Source organism: Streptomyces liliiviolaceus, assembly GCF_018070025.1.
Taxonomy (GTDB): Bacteria; Actinomycetota; Actinomycetes; order Streptomycetales; family Streptomycetaceae; genus Streptomyces; species Streptomyces liliiviolaceus.
Window position 1 is genome coordinate 384,534 of the sequence record NZ_JAGPYQ010000001.1, and the last position, 15,228, is coordinate 399,761.

Below are 15,228 nucleotides of genomic sequence, written 5' to 3' on the forward strand. Positions count from 1 at the left end.
CCGCCGAAGCTCTGCTTGAACGTGTTCAAAAACAGGTCTACGTTGTCTCTCGACAGCCTTTTGAACATGTTCAAGAAAGGGTGGGGACATGGACCTCACGGTCGTTGCGTACGTCATATATCTGCTGATCAGCGTCGCGCTGACGGTCTGGGTGGCACGGACGCTCAGCCACAACGGGCGGATCTTCCTGGCCGATGTGCTCCAGGGGAACGAAAAACTCGCGGACGCCGTCAACCACCTCCTGGTGGTCGGCTTCTACCTGGTGAACCTCGGCTTCGTGGCGCTCTATCTCAACCAGGACGACGAGATCGCCGACGCCCGAGGGATCTTCGAGGCCCTGTCGACCAAGCTCGGCGTGGTGCTCCTGGTGCTCGGCGCCATGCACCTGGGGAACGTGTACGTGCTCAACAAGATCCGCCGCCGCGGCGTCATGGAGCGCGAGCAGCAGCCGCCCGTGCCGCCGCAGGGCTGGGTCGCGCCGACGGCCGGTGCGTGATGACGGTGGCAGCCGCCACAGGCCCGGACCGGGACGCCGCACGCGTCCCGGTCCGCGGGCTCACCGTCCTGTACGACGCCGAGTGCCGGCTCTGCGCCTTCCTGCGCGACTGGCTCGTACGGCAGCGGCAGTTGGTGCCCCTGGAACTGGTGGCCGCAGGCTCGGCGGAGGCCACGCGCCGCTACCCCGGGCTCGACCACACCGCGACGCTCGACGAGATCACCGTGATCGGGGACGCGGGCCAGGTCTACCGGGGCACCGCCGCCTGGATCGTCACCCTGTGGGCGCTCGCCGACCACCGCCCGACGGCCCACCGGCTCAGCACCCCGGCCGGGGCCCGGCTGGCGCGGGGTGTGGTCCTCGCCGCGGCCAGGTGGCGCGAGGGGCAGCGGGCCCGCCGGGAGGGCTACTGGGGCGGGGGTGCGTACACCGCGGTCGACGGATGGTCGTACGACCCGGTCGTGGGCTGGACCTGGAACCCGCCCGCCTGCGACAGCGGCACCTGTCCGCCTCGTTAGGCTCTGTCCCGTGCCAGCAGCGAACGACAGTGCCCCCAGCCCGGACGGTCCCGCGGTGCCCGAAGGCCACGCCGTGTCCGAGGGCGCCGCGGTGCCCGAAGGCCCCGGCGCCCCGCGGACGCCCGCCAAGAGCGAGCAGACCCGGGCCCTGATCCTGGAGACGGCGATGCGCCTGTTCCAGGAGCGGGGTTACGAGAAGACGACGATGCGGGCCATCGCCAAGGAGGCCGGGGTCTCCGTAGGCAACGCGTACTACTACTTCGCGGGCAAGGAGCACCTGATCCAGGGCTTCTACGACCGCATGGCCGTGGAGCACCGCGCGGCGGTCCGTGAGGTCCTGGACCACGAGCGTGACCTGGAGAAACGGATCGCCGGGGTCCTGAAGGCCTGGCTGGACGTGGCGACGCCGTACCACGAGTTCGCCGTGCAGTTCTTCAAGAACGCCGCCGATCCGGACAGCCCGCTCAGCCCGTTCTCGCCCGAGTCGGAGCACGCGCGCGTGGAGGCCATCGGCGTCTGCAGCGAGGTGCTGAGCGGTTCGAAGGCGAAGATCCCCGAGGAGCTGCGGGAGGTGCTTCCCGAACTGCTGTGGCTCTCCCAGATGGGCCTGGTCCTGTACTGGATCTTCGACCGTACGGAGGGCCGCGAGCGCAGTTACCGGCTCGCCGAACGCGGCGCCCGCCTCACCTCGCTCGGCGTCTCGCTGGCCCGTTTCCGGGTGCTGCGCCCCCTGGTCCGCGAGGTGCACGAACTGTTCACGGACTTCCTGCCGGGGATGACGAACGCGCTGCCCGATCCCGCCGGAGCCGCCAGGAAGTCCACGAAACAGTCCTCGCGATAGCGCCCGTACGGCGCCCGGACGCGGTCAGTTCACCGCGTCCACCTCGTCCTCCGCCAGCTCCACGTCGTACACCAGCGGTTCCGCGCCGACCATCACATGGCGGGCCCGGGAGGGGTGCTCCTGGGCCGTCACGGCCAGCAGGTACGAGCCCGCGGACGGGACCGAGACGATGTACGAGCCGTCGGCCAGCGAGGTCACCCGGTCGAGCTGACGGCCGCCCTTGGAGAGCAGGGTCAGCGCGGCGCCCTCGACGGGCGCGCCGTCCGGGGTGCGGACGAAGCCGTGGATCACCGTGGAACCGCCGTCGGTACCGCTCCCGGTGCCGGTGCCGGTGCCGGTCTCCGCGTCGGGCACGCGCGCGTGGGGGCTGTCGGCCGGCTCCTCGCGGGGCTCCACCGCCAGGTGCGGCAGCCGCTTCTCCAGGCCCGCGGGCAGCCACCAGTTGGAGTTGCCCAGGAGGTGCATCGCGGCCGGCACCAGGGCCGTACGCAGGATGAACGCGTCCAGGGCGACCGCCGCCGCGAGCCCGATGCCCGCCATCGCGCCCTCCATGTCACCGCTGAGCACGAACGCGGAGAACACGCAGATCATGATCAGGGCCGCACAGTTGATGACCCGGCTGGTCTCGGCGAGGCCGACCCGGACCGCGCGCGCGTTGTCCTTGGTGTGCACCCACTCCTCGTGCATCCGGCTCACCAGGAACACCTGGTAGTCCATCGAGAGCCCGAAGAGCAGCGACAGCATGATGACCGGCAGGAAGGCGGTGATCGGCCCCTCCTTGCCGATGCCGAGGAGTTCCGTGCCCCAGCCCCACTGGAAGATCGCGACGAGCACTCCGAAGGAGGCGGCTGCCGCGATGAGGTTCATCAGGGCCGCCGTCAGCGGCACCACCAGGGAGCGGAAGGCCACCATCAGCAGCAGGAAGCCGAGCGAGATGATCGCCGCGACGAAGTAGGGCAGCCGCTCCCCCGTGACGGCCGCGAAGTCCTTGAAGACGGCGGTCACGCCGCCCACATGCGCCTTCGCGCCGGACTCAGGGATCACATCGTCGCGCAGCCGGTCGATCAGCTGGTCCGTCTTCTCGGACTGCGGTGACGTGGTGGGCACCACCTGGATGACCGTGATGCCCCGCGCGGGCGGCGCGGCGGCGACCTGGGCGACCCCGTCGGTCGAGCGGATGGTGGAGACGAGCGCGTCCACGTCACCGGCCGCCGCACCACCGGTGGCGCCCCCGCCGTCCACGACCACCTGGAGCGGACCGTTGAAGCCGGGCCCGAACCCTTCGGCGAGCAGGTCGTACGCCTGCCGGGTGGTCGTGGAGTCCTGGTGGTTGCCCTGGTCGGTGGCGCCGAGCCGGATCGACAGGACGGGCAGCGCCAGGACCATCATCACGAGGAACGCCCCGGCGGCGATCGACCGCGGCCGCTTCTGTACGAAGGCGGACCAGCGGGCGGCGAGTCCGCTCGCCTCCTCCGACTCCGGCCCCTCGGCGGCGAGCCGGCGGCGCTGCTTGCGACTGAGCACCCGCATACCGAGCACTCCCAGGAGCGCGGGCAGCAGGGTGGTCGCGGCGAGCACGCTCAGCACGACCGTCAGCGAGGTGGCGACGACGACGCCGTCCAGGAAGCGCATGTTCATCACCAGCATTCCGGCGAGCGCGATGCACACCGTGCCGCCGGCGAACAGGACGGCGCGGCCCGAGGTGTTGAGGGCCGTGACGGCGGACTCCTCGGGCTCCATGCCGCGCAGGATGCCCCTGCGGTGCCGCGTCACGATGAACAGCGCGTAGTCGATGCCGACGCCCAGACCGATCAGCGAGCCGAGCAGCGGCGCCACTTCTGGCACGTCGGTGACATGGCTGAGCAGCGAGGTCGCCATCAGGCCGGTGCCGAGGGCCGCGACCGCGACGACGAGCGGCAGCAGCATCGCGAAGAGCGAGCCGAAGGCGAGGAAGAGGACAACCGCCGCGGCCAGGATGCCGACCATCTCGGCGATGCCGGTGGGCGGTTCCTGGGTGCGGGTGATCGCCTGGCCGCCCAGCTCCACCCGGAGCCCGGCGCGTTCGGCGTCCTGCGCGGTGTCGACGACGTCCTCCACGAGCGCCTTCGGCACACCGTTGGCCTGCTCGGTGAAGGTGATCTGGGCGTACGCGATCCGCCCGTTCCCGCTGATCTGCGAGGCCCCCTGGGCGGCGTACGGGCTGCTGACCTCGCCGACGCCCTTCATGCGCCCGATCTCTTCGAGCGCGGGCTCGATCCGGGAGCGTACGGACGCGTCCCTCGCCGTCCCCCCGTCGACCTTCCACACCACCGTGTCGGTGTCGCCGGACCGCTCCGGGAAGGCCTTCTCCATCAGGTCGTACGCGCGCGTGGAGTCCGTGTTCGGAAGGGTGAAGGTGTCCGCGTAGTTCGTGCCCGCGGCGGAGCCCGCGAAGCCCAGCCCCAGCAACGCCCCCACCCACAGAATCAGGACCACCAGCCGGTGCCGATAGCACCACCGTGCCAATGTCGTCACGCCTCAACGCCCCTTAGTCGTCCGTCGGTTGTCGGTTGGTCCCCCAGGTCCTGGGCCACAGCATCGGGCGCGGCGCGGGCCGCGGGACATGACCTGGCCATGACTCACAAGGAACTCCAAAGGGAGAGCCGGGCCCGTTGTCGGTGCTCGCGCCGATACTGGGAGGCATGACCGCTCACGAGGGGGCGACCGTGCTGGTCGTCGAGGACGAGCCGAGCATCGCGGACGTGCTGAGCATCGCCCTGCGCTACCACCGCTTCGAGGTGATGACGGCCGGGACCGTCCGCCAGGCGCTGACGCTGGCCGAGCGCACACGCCCGGACGCGGCGCTCCTCGACGTGATGCTCCCGGACGGCGACGGCCGGGCGCTCGGCCGCGAACTGCGCGTGAAACAGCCCGACCTGGCGCTGGTGTTCCTCACCGCACGGGACGCGCCGACCGAGATCGTCGGCGCGCTCTCCTTCGGCGACGACTACATCACCAAGCCGTTCAACATCGACGAGGTGATCGCCCGGATCACCGCCGTGCTGCGCCGCACCCGCCCCGCCGACGTCCTGCCCGAGCGCCCGCCGCTGCGCTACGGCGACCTGGAGCTGGACGAGACGACGTACTCGGTGCACCGCGCCGGCCGCACGGTCGAGCTGACCCCGACCGAGTACGCGCTGCTGCGTTTCCTCGTGCGCAACGGCGGCCGGATCGTGCCCAAGGAGCAGCTGCTGCGGCACGTCTGGCAGTACGAGCACCCGGCGGAGTCGACCGTCGTGGAGACGTACATCAGCTATCTGCGGCGCAAGCTCGACGCCCTCGGCGCCCCGGTGATCACGACCCGGCGCGGTGTCGGATACGGGCTCGCATGATCCTCAAGCGCTGCCGCGCGCACGGCGTCCACTCCCTGCGCGGCAAGCTGACGGTGGCCAATGTGGCACTGCTGGCGCTCGGCATCGTCGTGGCGACGGCGGTGAGCCTGATGGGCATGCGGTACTACCTGCTGGACCAGGTCGACTCGGAACTGCTCAGGATGCGCGACTCCCTGGAGAGTACGCAGCTGACCGCGCGGCAGATCGACTCGCTGAGCGCGCTGGCCTTCGTCCGGGAGGGGCGGGCGCCGGAGGCGCAGGGGCCTCCGGACGCGGACTCGCTGTTCGCGGTGGTCGACGCCGAGGGCCGGGCCCTCACGCTCGGCACGTTCGAACCGACCGCGAACCAGCGTGCGCTCGCCGCGGCGGTGGACGATCCCCGCGCGCTCACCGGCGACGCGGACCCGCGCGATGTGACGGTGGACGATTCCCCGTTCCGGGTGATCGGCGCGTCCCTGCCCGACGGGTCCGTGATCCTGGTCGCCGGCTCGACCGACGCGCTGCACAAGGGAATGGCCAAGGCGCTCAAGCTCGATCTGTTCTTCGGGGTGCTGCTGCTGGCGCTGCTCGCCGTGCTGACGATGCTGAGCGTGAGGCGGCGGCTGCGGCCGCTGGAGGACATGGTCGAGACGTCGTCGGCGATCGCCGAGGGGGATCTGGCCCGCCGGGTGCCGTCCAACCACCATCCGACCCAGGAGGTCGAGCAGTTGCGGCTCGCCCTCAACTCGATGCTCCAGCAGGTCGAGGTGGCGTACCGGACGCGGGAGCGCAGCGCGGCCCAGCTGCGGCGGTTCGTCGCGGACGCCTCGCACGAGCTGCGTACACCGCTGTCGGCGATACGGGGCTATCTCCAGCTGTACGACAAGGGCATGCTGCGGGAGCCGGCCGAGCGCAAGCGGGCGTGGGACCGGATGACCGGGGAGGCCGACCGGATGGGGCGCCTCGTCGACGAGCTGCTCACCCTGGCGCGCCTCGACCAGCAGCCCGAACTGCGGTTCCGGAACGTCGACCTGAGCCGTCTGGTGCGGGACGCGGCGGAGGATCTGCGGGCCCAGCAGCCGGGCCGGCCGGTGTCGGTGAGCGCCGAGGGGGCCGTTCTCGTACGGGCGGACGAGTCGGGCCTGCGGCAGGTGCTGGGCAACCTCGTGGCGAACGTACGCACGCACACGCCCGCGGATGTCGCGGTCGTCCTCGATCTGGAGCGGGTCGACGGGGTGGTGCGGGTGCGGGTCGCCGACGAGGGGCCGGGGCTGGCGGAGGAGGACGCCGCCCGCATCTTCGACCGGTTCTTCCGGGCGGGCGGGGGTGCGGGGAGCGGGCTGGGGATGGCGATCGTGCAGGGGGTTGCGGCGGCGCACGGGGGTGAGGTGACGGTCCGCACGTCACCGGGGTCGGGCTTGACGGTGACGGTGACGCTGCCGGCGGGCTTGTGCGAGGTGTCATCCTGACGGGAGGGGGACCGGGGGTTCCCGGGGTGCGGGCCGGTGGGGGTTGCCCGCGCAGTTCCCCGCGCCCCTGACGGGGCCTGCCCCGCTCTTCATTGACCTGCGGGCCGGTGGGGGCTGGTCGCGCCGTTCCTCGCGCCCCTGACGGGGCTTGGCCCGCCGGTATGTCGCCTGCGGGTTGGTGGGGGTTGCTCGCGCCGTTCCTCGCGCCCCTATAGGGCGCCCCCGGGGGGAAAAGCTGGGGCGCAGCCCCGCTTTTGAGGGGCGCGGGGAACTGCGCGACAAGCCCCCACCGAGCCGCAGATCTCAAAACAACGGGGCCAAGCCCCTTAAGGGGCGCGGGGAACTGCGCGGGCGACCCCCACCGGCCCGCAGGTCACCCCGTCCACCCCCGCCCGGAGGGCTCCGGCGTCGGCGCCGGGACCAGCGCCCAGACCGTCTTGCCGTGGCGGCCCCGGCTCCACACCCCCCACGCCGTCGTGAGGCTCTCGACCAGCCTCAACCCCCGCCCCGACTCCTCCTCGTACTCCCCGATCGACCGCAACCGCGGCTGCACGGCACTCTCGTCGGAGACCTCTATGAGACACGACCCGTCCGCGAGCGTCGTCACCGCGACCTCGAACTCCCGTTCAAGCAGCGGCGCGTGCCGCACCGCGTTCGTCGCCAGTTCGGACACGAGCAGCACCACGTCCTCGAACGCCTGCTCCCCCGAACTGTGCCCCCAGTTCGACAGATGGTCACGCACCCGGCGCCGCGCGAGCCCGACGGAAGCCGGGTGTCTGGGCAACCGGAAGGAGTTGCGTCTCAACACGTTTGCTCCTCACCCCGCGCACGCCTCCGTCACATCATGCTGCGTGACGCGGGCCCGATGCGTCACTCGCGCAATTGCAACCCTGCATGAACGCGACAGGCACTCGACGGGCCGATCCCGCACCGCGCTCCACAACCGGAAGACCCCCCGCCGCCCGACGGGCACCCCGCCCTCCCCCGTCCGCACTGCTCAGCCGGTGGTTCGCCCCCCGGCGCCCCACGCCGGCCGGCGCCCGCACGTGACGGTTCACCGGATCATGTGAAGGTTCCCGGCCGCACGGCCACGACCTGCGCCTCACCGACTGGCCAGATTCAGCTGGTCGGCGCCCCGCGTCAGGAGACTCGCGTCAGGCCTGCCTGGAGGCCAGCTCCACGACCGTGATGTCCGACGGCGCCCCCACCCGCGTGGGCGGCCCCCACGCGCCGGCGCCCCGCGACACGTACAACTGCGTGTCCCCGTAGCGCTCCAGACCCGCGAGGGTCGGATTGGCGAGGTCCGCGATGAGGTTGCCGGGCCACAACTGCCCGCCGTGGGTGTGCCCGGAGAGCTGGAGGTCCACCCCGTGGTCCACGGCGTCATGGATCTGTACGGGCTGGTGGGCGAGCAGGACGCACGTCCGGGCGCGGTCCCGGTCGCCGAGGGCCTTCGTGAAGTCGGGCCCCTGCCCCTCGTCCTCCCCGGCCACGTCGTTGACCCCGGCGAGATCGAAGTGGGCCAGTTCGGTGCGGGCGTTCTCCAGCGGGTTCAGCCCCAGTTCGCGTACGCGCGCGACCCACTCCTCGGCGCCGGAGAAGTACTCGTGATTCCCGGTGACGAAGAACGAGCCGTGCCGTGCCCGCAGTTGCGCGAGCGGCGCGGCGGCGGGCCCGAGGTCCTTCACACTGCCGTCGACGAGGTCGCCCACGACCGCGATCAGGTCGGGCTGCGTCGAGTTGATCGTGTCGACGACCTTCTGGGCGAAGCCGCGCCCCAGCACGGGCCCGAGGTGGATGTCGCTGACGACGGCGATCCGGTACCCGTGGGCGGCCCTGGGCAACTTGGCCAGCGGCACGGTGACCCGCTTGACCTTGGGGCCGCTCAGGACGCCGTACGTCCCGTACCCCACGGTCCCCACGGCGGCGGCCGCCGCGGCCCCGCCCACGACCCGCGAGATGAGCAGCCGACGCGAGGGACCGACGGGCGTCGGCGCGGGCTCCGGCGCCTCCGCGGGCCGCTCGGTCCCCTTGGGCCGCCCGGTCTCCGTCTGCCGCTCGGTCTCCTTGGCCGGTGCTTCCCCGGCGGCGGACGCCCCCGACGGGACGTGCGCGGCCTCGCGCACCTCCGCGGGTTCGGCCGCGGGCTCGGTGACCGGCTCGGCCCCGGGCTCCGTACGCCGGTCCAGGAACCTCCGCAGCAGCGGCCGTACCGCCTCGCCGACCAGCAGCGCAAGCAGGAGGTAGATCGACAGCGCCATCCACAGGAAGCCGGGCCAGGCCAGCACCTGCTGCAGCCAGAACGGCGCGCCCGTCCGCTCGGACGTGACCGCCGCGAACATCAGCAGCGGCCCGCCGACGATCACGACCGTGCCCACACGCCGGGACACCCCGGGCCGCGCGGTCGTGTCGCGCACCAGCCGGCGCCACAGGTACCAGTGCAGCCCCCCGAACACGGCCAGGGCCAGCACCACGACCACGACGAACACGATGACCACGCGACGACTCTCCCGTTATGACGTTATGACGTTGTGCGTTACGACGTTGTGCGTTACGACGACGGCGTCCGGCGCAAGGCCCGGACACCGCGCAACCCGATGCCCCCGACAACCGTCCCCAAGACAAAGGAGACAACGGCGAGCGTCAGGTGCACCCAGAAGTACCCGGTCGGATCGCCCGCGTCGTCGAAGGCGAGCCCGCTGCCGTCCTTCCATAGATTTTTGATGAAAGTGACCCAAATGACCCAGCTCCACACCCCGAAGGCGAGCAGGAACCAGGAGACGGGACGGCTGAGCTTCATGGGTTCAGTATCGCCGTCCTCGAACGGAACCGGCGCCCGGGGTGGGTCCGGCCACGGCGCACGGCACGGTGGCGGAAAACCCCCTGCCGGAAAGGGCCCCGGCGAGGAGGCCCCTGCGACACCCCTTCCCACGCCCTGTACGTTCTCGACCGTGCCCGCCATGAAAAAGACCGCCAAGTCCTCCTTGCTGGTCACTTCCGCCACCCTGTTGTCGTTCTCGCTCGCGCTCACGGCGACCGCCACCGCGCCCGCCGCCGCAGCCGCGGCAGCCTTCGCGGCGGACAAGCCGAAGCCGAGCCCGTCGGCCAGCCCCTCGGCCACCCCACCGGCGGACATGTCGTCCGTGGGCGGCGCCCTGCTCGCGCAGCCCGGGACGCAGGCGAACCTCGGCACCGGCGCGCCGGTCCTCCCGAAGGATCTGAGCGCCCGCTCCTGGATCGTCGCGGACGCCGAGTCCGGCGATGTCCTCGCCTCGCACAACGCGCACTGGCGGCTGCCCCCGGCGAGCACCCTGAAGATGCTGTTCGCCGACACCGTGCTGCCGAAGTTCCCCAAGAAGCAGAAGCACAAGGTCGTCCCGGCGGACCTGGCGGGCATCGGCGCGGGCTCCAGCATGGTGGGCGTCAAGGAGGACGAGACGTACACGGTCCACGATCTGTGGCTCGGTGTCTTCCTTCGCTCCGGCAACGACGCCGTGCACGTCCTGTCCGCGATGAACGGCGGCGTCGACCAGACCGTCAAGGACATGAACGCGCGCGCCGAGGAGCTCCAGGCGCTCGACACGAACGTGGTCAGCCCGGACGGCTACGACGAGAAGCGCCAGGTGTCGTCGGCGTACGACCTGACCCTGTTCGCCCGCTCCGGCCTGCAGAACGAGGACTTCCGGGAGTACTGCTCGACGGTCCGCGCGAAGTTCCCCGGGGAGACGAAGAAGAACAAGAAGGGCAAGACCACCCGCGGGTCCTTCGAGATCCAGAACACCAACCGGCTGCTGACCGGCGACTACGGCCTCGACGCCTACCAGGGCATTGCGGGTGTGAAGAACGGCAACACCACGAACGCGGGCGCGACCTTCACCGGGGTCGCCGAGCGCGACGGCCGCGTGCTGCTCGTCACGGTCATGAACCCGGAGAAGCAGGAGCACGACGAGGTCTACAAGGAGACCGCCAAGCTCCTCGACTGGGGCTTCAAGGCCTCGGGCAAGGTCACCCCGGTCGGCGAGCTGGTGCCGCCGAAGAGCGCGGACACGGGCGCGCAGCCCGGCGCGAACGCCTCCGGCGAGGCGGGCGGTTCGGGTGACGGCGCGGGCAGGTCGAAGACGGTGGCCGCCGCGTCGAAGACGGACGGTTCGGGCGGTGTCGGCATCGCCCTGGCGATCACCGGCGGCGTCCTCGCCCTGCTCGCCGCCGGTGTCTTCCTGATCAACCGCCGCTGGCCGCTGCCGGAGCTGATGCGCCGCCGCCGTTGAGGTCCGCGGAGTCGTCCTCTCCGGCCGGCTCCGCCGTCTCCTTGTGCCCCGTCGCCGTCCAGGACGCGCAGAAGAGCAGCAGCTTGGACGTGAAGTTGATCCACAGCAGCAGCGCGACGGGGACCCCGAACGCCCCGTACATGCTCTTCGCCGCGACTCCCTGGATATAGCCGCTGAGCAGCAGTTTCAGCAGCTCGAACCCGGCGGCGCCGATCAGTGCGGCGACGACGAGACGGCGCCGCTCGGGCTGGACGCCGGGGAGCAGCGTCAGGACGTACAGGAGCAGCAGGAAGGCGGCGAGGACGGCCACGGCGAACGCGGCCACCCTCAGCAGCACCCCGCCCCAGCCGCCCTCGTCGACGCCGAGCTGCCGGGTGGTCCAGCCCACAGCGGTCGACGCGAGGGTCGACGCGGCGATCGTGACGAGGGCGGCGCCGCCGAGGCCGACGAGCACGCCGCCGTCCACGAGCTTGCGCAGGACCGGGTTCTCCTCCTCGTCCGGCAGCTCCCAGACCGCACGCAGGCACTCGCGCATCGAGCCGACCCAGCCGATGCCGGTGAAGAGCAGCAGGGCGCCCGCGATCAGTCCGACGGTGCCCGCGTTGTCGACGAGGGCGCCGATGTCGAGCTGTTCGGCGATGCCGGGGATCTGCTCGGCGATCTTGTCCTCAAGCGTCTTCACCCCCTTCTCGTCGAGGGTCGCGGCGGCGATCGCGGCGGCCACGGTGATCAGCGGGAAGAGCGCGATGAAGCTGATGAAGGTCATCGCGGCGGCGAGCCGCGTCCACTTCACCCGGTCCAGCCGTTCGTACGAGCGCCAGGCGTGCGTGAGCATCAGTCGTGCGACCAACGGGCCCACGACGGGGAGCTTTTTCAGCCAGTCCATGATCCGACTCTGCCCTCGCCTCGGAAAACCAATGTCCTCGTACCCCAGAAGCGCAGGACCGTGGCGAGCACTATGCCGATCCCCGCGCCCGACACGGTGTCCGCGCGCGGGGAGGTGAGCCCCAGGCCGTAGTGGCTGACGAGGATGCACAGCAGCTGTACCAGGGCTCCAGCGACGTTCACCCCGAAGAAGATCCCGTACTGGAGCAGGCTCGTGTTCGTGTGCCGGTACGTACCCAGCGCGTTGCCCGCGTACGCGACCGAGCAGCCCGCCACGAACGACAGGGCCTTGGCGGTCAGCGGGTCGAGCCCGGCCGGGCCGCGCAGCCAGAGGAAGAGGGCCAGGTCGGCGGCGTACGCGAGGAGGCCCACGGCGGCGAAGCCGAGCAGTTCCCGGCGGTGCGGCCGGGTCACCAGTTGGCCACCGCCAGGCCGTACATGGCGAGCCAGGCCACGCCGATCAGGGCGAGCGCGCGGTCGCGCAGGACGACGTCCTCCGGTTCGCCCGCGGTGCCCCGGTCGGCGAAGACCGCGTACCGCAGGACGGCGAGGATGAAGGCGACCATCGACAGCTGCCGCCAGGGCAGCACGCTGGTGTGCGGCAGTCCGCCCTCCTCCAGGGCCCACAGGCAGTAGCCGAGGACGGCGACGGAGGCGGCGAGCTGCCAGACGAAGCGCAGGTAGCCGACGGTGTACTCGGTGAGCAACGCGCGCGTGGCGCCCGCTTTCCCGGCCATCTGGACGGCTTCGGAGTAGCGCTTGGCGGACACCATGAACAGCGCGCCGAAGCCGGTGGTGATCAGGAACCAGCGCGACAGCGGGATGCCGAGCGCGAGCCCGCCGATCATGGCCCGCATCAGGAACCCGGTGGTCACCACGGCGAGATCGACGACCAGGACGTGCTTGAGGCTGACGCAGTACGCGAACTGCATCCCCAGGTAGGCGGTGAGCAGCGCCGAGGTGAGCGGGGAGCACACGAAGGCGGCCACGGTCGGGGCGACGACGGCGAGAACGATCCCTACGGAGTAGGCGACCGGGACGGGCACCACGCCCGCGGCGACCGGCCGGCGGCGCTTGACCGGGTGGGCGCGGTCGGCGTCGGCGTCACGGGCGTCGTTGACCAGGTAGACGCTCGCCGCGCAGGCCGTGAACAGCACGAAGACCAGGGCGACCTGGACGAGCGCGTGGCGTGAGAAGAGTTCGCCGGCGGCGGCCGGGGCGGCGACGACGAGGACGTTCTTGACCCACTGTTTCGGACGGGCGGTCCTGACGAGCCCCTTCAGGAGGCCACTTTTCTTCGGGGCGGGCTGCTCTTCCCGTGCTCTCCCAGGACTCTCAGGGCTCCCAGGACTCCCAGCGCTCTTCAGAAGGACCGTCTCAGCCATGGTCACGGCCTCCTGTCATCCAGCGGGCGCCGAGGCGGGCCGTCACCGCGCCGAGGGCGGCGCCGGCGGCGACGTCCGAGGGGTAGTGGACGCCGACGACCACCCGTGACACGCACATCGCGGCGGCCAGCGCGGGCACCACGCGGGCGCCGAGCGCGCCGAAGGCCACGGCGGCGGCCACCGCGGACGTGGCGTGCGAGCTGGGGAAGGAGTGCCGGCCCGCGGTGCGCACCAGCGGCTCGACATGGCCGGGACGCGGACGGCGTACGAGCCGTTTCACGCCCATGCTGGCGAGGTGCGCGCCCGCGGTCAGGGCCGTGCCGCGCAGCCAGGCGCCGCGCCGCTCCCGGTCCGCGGCGGCTCCCGCGAGGCCCGCCGCGAGCCACAGCGCACCGTGCTCGCCGGCCAGGGACAGGGTCCGCGCGGCGGCGGCGACCGCGGGGCCGGTGCCGCGTGCGTGGAGGGCCGTGAGGATGCGGTGATCCAGGTCAGGGCGCTCGTCGTGGTGGTCCATGGGAACTCACTGTTCACGTCAACAGGGCTACAGCTCCGGCAATATTGAGCGACATCCCATTAATCACCCATTTCGGGGAGGAAAGGGATGTAGAGGGATGTTAGGTAACTAAAGCCAACTTCCGCTCGATACGGTCACCGGTATGCCTACCGACACGGTTTCCGTCACGGGGTGGGGCCGCACCGCTCCCACCGCAGCCCGCCTGGTGCGCCCCCGTTCGTACGAGGAGGCCGTGGCGGCCGTCCGGGACTGTGGGGCCCGCGGAGGCATCCCCAGGGGCCTGGGACGGGCGTACGGGGACGCGGCGCAGAACGCGGGCGGGGCCGTGTTCGACATGACGGGGCTCGACAGCGTCCACGCGGTCGACGTGGACGGCGGGACCGTACTGTGCGGCGCCGGTGTCTCCCTGCACCGGCTCATGGAAGTACTGCTGCCGCTGGGCTGGTTCGTGCCGGTGACCCCCGGGACCCGCTATGTGACGGTCGGCGGCGCGATCGGCGCGGACATCCACGGCAAGAACCACCATGTGTCCGGCTCGTTCGCCCGGCACGTCCTGTCCTTCGAACTGCTGACCGCCGACGGGCAGATCCGCATGGTGGACCGGGGGACGCCCCTGTTCGACGCCACGGCGGGCGGCATGGGCCTGACCGGCGTCATCCTGACGGCCACCGTCCGGCTGCAGCCCGTCGAGACGTCGTTGATGTCCGTCGACACAGAACGCGCCACGGACCTGGACGACTTGATGGCCCGCCTCACGGCCACCGACCACCGCTACCGCTACTCGGTCGCCTGGATCGACCTGCTGGCCCGCGGCGCGTCCCTGGGCCGCTCGGTGCTGACCCGGGGCGATCATGCCCCCCTGGAGGCGCTGGACGGCCGCACGCGCGCGCGTAGAGCCCCGTTGGAGTTCCGTCCGGGGCGTCTTCCCGCCGCGCCCTCCTTCGTCCCCGAGGGTCTGCTGGGCCGTACGACGGTGGGCCTCTTCAACGAGCTCTGGTACCGCAAGGCGCCCCGCGCGCGGGTGGGCGAACTCCAGCGGATGTCCACCTTCTTCCACCCCCTCGACGGTGTGCCGCACTGGAACCGCGTCTACGGGCGCGGCGGTTTCGTGCAGTACCAGTTCGCCGTCGGCTACGGACAGGAGGAGACCCTGCGCCGGATCGTGCGGCGCATCTCGCAGCGCCGCTGCCCCTCGTTCCTCGCCGTCCTGAAGCGGTTCGGCGAGGGCGACCCGGGCTGGCTGTCCTTCCCGATGCCCGGCTGGACCCTCGCCCTCGACATCCCCGCGAACCTGCCGGGGCTCGGCGGTTTCCTCGACGAACTCGACGAGGAGGTCGCCGCGGCCGACGGGCGGGTCTACCTCGCCAAGGACTCCCGGCTGCGGCCCGAGCTGCTCACGGCGATGTATCCGCGGCTCGGCGAGTTCCGGGCGCTGCGCGAGGAGCTGGACCCGCGGTCCGTCTTCACCTCCGACCTGTCCCGGCGCCTCGGGCTCTGACCCC

General features: G+C 71.5%; 15 protein-coding genes. 7 read left to right on the forward strand and 8 right to left on the reverse strand.

Features of this window, described 5'->3' with window-relative positions:
- Positions 1–88: 88 nt before the first annotated feature.
- The 3 genes from J8N05_RS01685 to J8N05_RS01695 all read left to right on the forward strand — a co-directional run bounded on the left by J8N05_RS01685 (position 89) and on the right by J8N05_RS01695 (position 1,855).
- Positions 89–496 carry a hypothetical protein gene (locus J8N05_RS01685; protein WP_210880719.1) on the forward strand — a complete coding sequence of 136 codons (408 nt, stop codon included), beginning with the start codon at positions 89–91 and terminating at the stop codon, positions 494–496.
- A complete protein-coding gene (locus J8N05_RS01690) occupies positions 496–1,014 on the forward strand; it encodes a thiol-disulfide oxidoreductase DCC family protein (protein ID WP_210880720.1) in 519 nt (172 codons plus the stop codon). The genes J8N05_RS01685 and J8N05_RS01690 overlap by 1 nt, the downstream gene beginning before the upstream one ends.
- A gap of 73 nt (positions 1,015–1,087) precedes the next feature.
- Positions 1,088–1,855, forward strand: coding sequence for a TetR/AcrR family transcriptional regulator (locus tag J8N05_RS01695; RefSeq protein ID WP_247706649.1), 768 nt, complete (start codon positions 1,088–1,090; stop codon positions 1,853–1,855).
- Positions 1,856–1,879: 24 nt separating this feature from the next.
- Here J8N05_RS01695 and J8N05_RS01700 read toward each other — a convergent pair whose 3' ends face one another.
- Positions 1,880–4,360, reverse strand: a complete 2,481-nt coding sequence (locus J8N05_RS01700) for an MMPL family transporter (RefSeq protein WP_210889954.1) — start codon at positions 4,358–4,360, stop codon at positions 1,880–1,882.
- 176 nt (positions 4,361–4,536) lie between these two features.
- Between J8N05_RS01700 and J8N05_RS01705 the strand changes: the two genes are divergently transcribed.
- The gene (locus J8N05_RS01705; protein ID WP_210880721.1) at positions 4,537–5,226 is read left to right on the forward strand and encodes a response regulator transcription factor; all 690 of its coding nucleotides are present in this window, start codon (positions 4,537–4,539) and stop codon (positions 5,224–5,226) included.
- Positions 5,223–6,674, forward strand: coding sequence for a sensor histidine kinase (locus tag J8N05_RS01710; RefSeq protein WP_210880722.1), 1,452 nt, complete (start codon positions 5,223–5,225; stop codon positions 6,672–6,674). The genes J8N05_RS01705 and J8N05_RS01710 overlap by 4 nt, the downstream gene beginning before the upstream one ends.
- A 373-nt stretch (positions 6,675–7,047) precedes the next feature.
- On the opposite strand, the gene J8N05_RS01715 is transcribed toward J8N05_RS01710, so the two are convergent.
- The 3 genes from J8N05_RS01715 to J8N05_RS47180 all read right to left on the reverse strand — a co-directional run bounded on the left by J8N05_RS01715 (position 7,048) and on the right by J8N05_RS47180 (position 9,474).
- Entirely contained in the window at positions 7,048–7,482 is a 435-nt protein-coding gene (locus J8N05_RS01715; RefSeq protein WP_210880723.1) for an ATP-binding protein, read from the reverse strand.
- A gap of 346 nt (positions 7,483–7,828) precedes the next feature.
- Entirely contained in the window at positions 7,829–9,172 is a 1,344-nt protein-coding gene (locus J8N05_RS01720; RefSeq protein WP_210880724.1) for a metallophosphoesterase, read from the reverse strand.
- Between the two features lie 53 nt (positions 9,173–9,225).
- On the reverse strand, positions 9,226–9,474 hold the full coding sequence (locus tag J8N05_RS47180) for an SCO4848 family membrane protein (RefSeq protein ID WP_247706108.1): 249 nt from the start codon (positions 9,472–9,474) through the stop codon (positions 9,226–9,228).
- 151 nt (positions 9,475–9,625) lie between these two features.
- On the opposite strand from J8N05_RS47180, the gene J8N05_RS01725 reads away from it, so the two are divergent.
- Positions 9,626–10,942: a D-alanyl-D-alanine carboxypeptidase family protein gene (locus J8N05_RS01725; protein ID WP_384276876.1), complete on the forward strand. Its 1,317-nt coding sequence runs from the start codon at positions 9,626–9,628 to the stop codon at positions 10,940–10,942.
- On the opposite strand, the gene J8N05_RS01730 is transcribed toward J8N05_RS01725, so the two are convergent.
- The 4 genes from J8N05_RS01730 to J8N05_RS01745 are packed head-to-tail and all read right to left on the reverse strand — an operon-like array spanning position 10,896 to position 13,726.
- Positions 10,896–11,828, reverse strand: coding sequence for a YihY/virulence factor BrkB family protein (locus J8N05_RS01730; RefSeq protein WP_210880725.1), 933 nt, complete (start codon positions 11,826–11,828; stop codon positions 10,896–10,898). The genes J8N05_RS01725 and J8N05_RS01730 overlap by 47 nt on opposite strands.
- Positions 11,816–12,241: a GtrA family protein gene (locus tag J8N05_RS01735; protein WP_247706110.1), complete on the reverse strand. Its 426-nt coding sequence runs from the start codon at positions 12,239–12,241 to the stop codon at positions 11,816–11,818. The genes J8N05_RS01730 and J8N05_RS01735 overlap by 13 nt, the downstream gene beginning before the upstream one ends.
- Entirely contained in the window at positions 12,238–13,212 is a 975-nt protein-coding gene (locus J8N05_RS01740) for a decaprenyl-phosphate phosphoribosyltransferase (protein WP_210880726.1), read from the reverse strand. Before J8N05_RS01740 ends, J8N05_RS01735 begins: the two co-directional genes overlap by 4 nt.
- Positions 13,205–13,726 (reverse strand): phosphatase PAP2 family protein, encoded by a 522-nt coding sequence (locus tag J8N05_RS01745; RefSeq protein ID WP_107015752.1) that lies wholly within the window; start codon positions 13,724–13,726, stop codon positions 13,205–13,207. Before J8N05_RS01745 ends, J8N05_RS01740 begins: the two co-directional genes overlap by 8 nt.
- Positions 13,727–13,868: 142 nt before the next feature.
- Here J8N05_RS01745 and J8N05_RS01750 point away from each other — a divergent pair, with 142 nt between their 5' ends.
- Positions 13,869–15,224 (forward strand): FAD-binding oxidoreductase, encoded by a 1,356-nt coding sequence (locus tag J8N05_RS01750; RefSeq protein WP_210880727.1) that lies wholly within the window; start codon positions 13,869–13,871, stop codon positions 15,222–15,224.
- Positions 15,225–15,228 lie beyond the last annotated feature (4 nt).

Coding starts and splice junctions, on each gene's coding strand:
- J8N05_RS01745 (WP_107015752.1), bottom strand. CDS start 13,726: ATGGACCACCACGACGAGCGCCCTGACCTGGATCACCGCATCCTCACG.
- J8N05_RS47180 (WP_247706108.1), bottom strand. CDS start 9,474: ATGAAGCTCAGCCGTCCCGTCTCCTGGTTCCTGCTCGCCTTCGGGGTG.
- J8N05_RS01705 (WP_210880721.1), top strand. CDS start 4,537: ATGACCGCTCACGAGGGGGCGACCGTGCTGGTCGTCGAGGACGAGCCG.
- J8N05_RS01740 (WP_210880726.1), bottom strand. CDS start 13,212: ATGGCTGAGACGGTCCTTCTGAAGAGCGCTGGGAGTCCTGGGAGCCCT.
- J8N05_RS01750 (WP_210880727.1), top strand. CDS start 13,869: ATGCCTACCGACACGGTTTCCGTCACGGGGTGGGGCCGCACCGCTCCC.
- J8N05_RS01685 (WP_210880719.1), top strand. CDS start 89: ATGGACCTCACGGTCGTTGCGTACGTCATATATCTGCTGATCAGCGTC.
- J8N05_RS01690 (WP_210880720.1), top strand. CDS start 496: ATGACGGTGGCAGCCGCCACAGGCCCGGACCGGGACGCCGCACGCGTC.
- J8N05_RS01730 (WP_210880725.1), bottom strand. CDS start 11,828: ATGGACTGGCTGAAAAAGCTCCCCGTCGTGGGCCCGTTGGTCGCACGA.
- J8N05_RS01710 (WP_210880722.1), top strand. CDS start 5,223: ATGATCCTCAAGCGCTGCCGCGCGCACGGCGTCCACTCCCTGCGCGGC.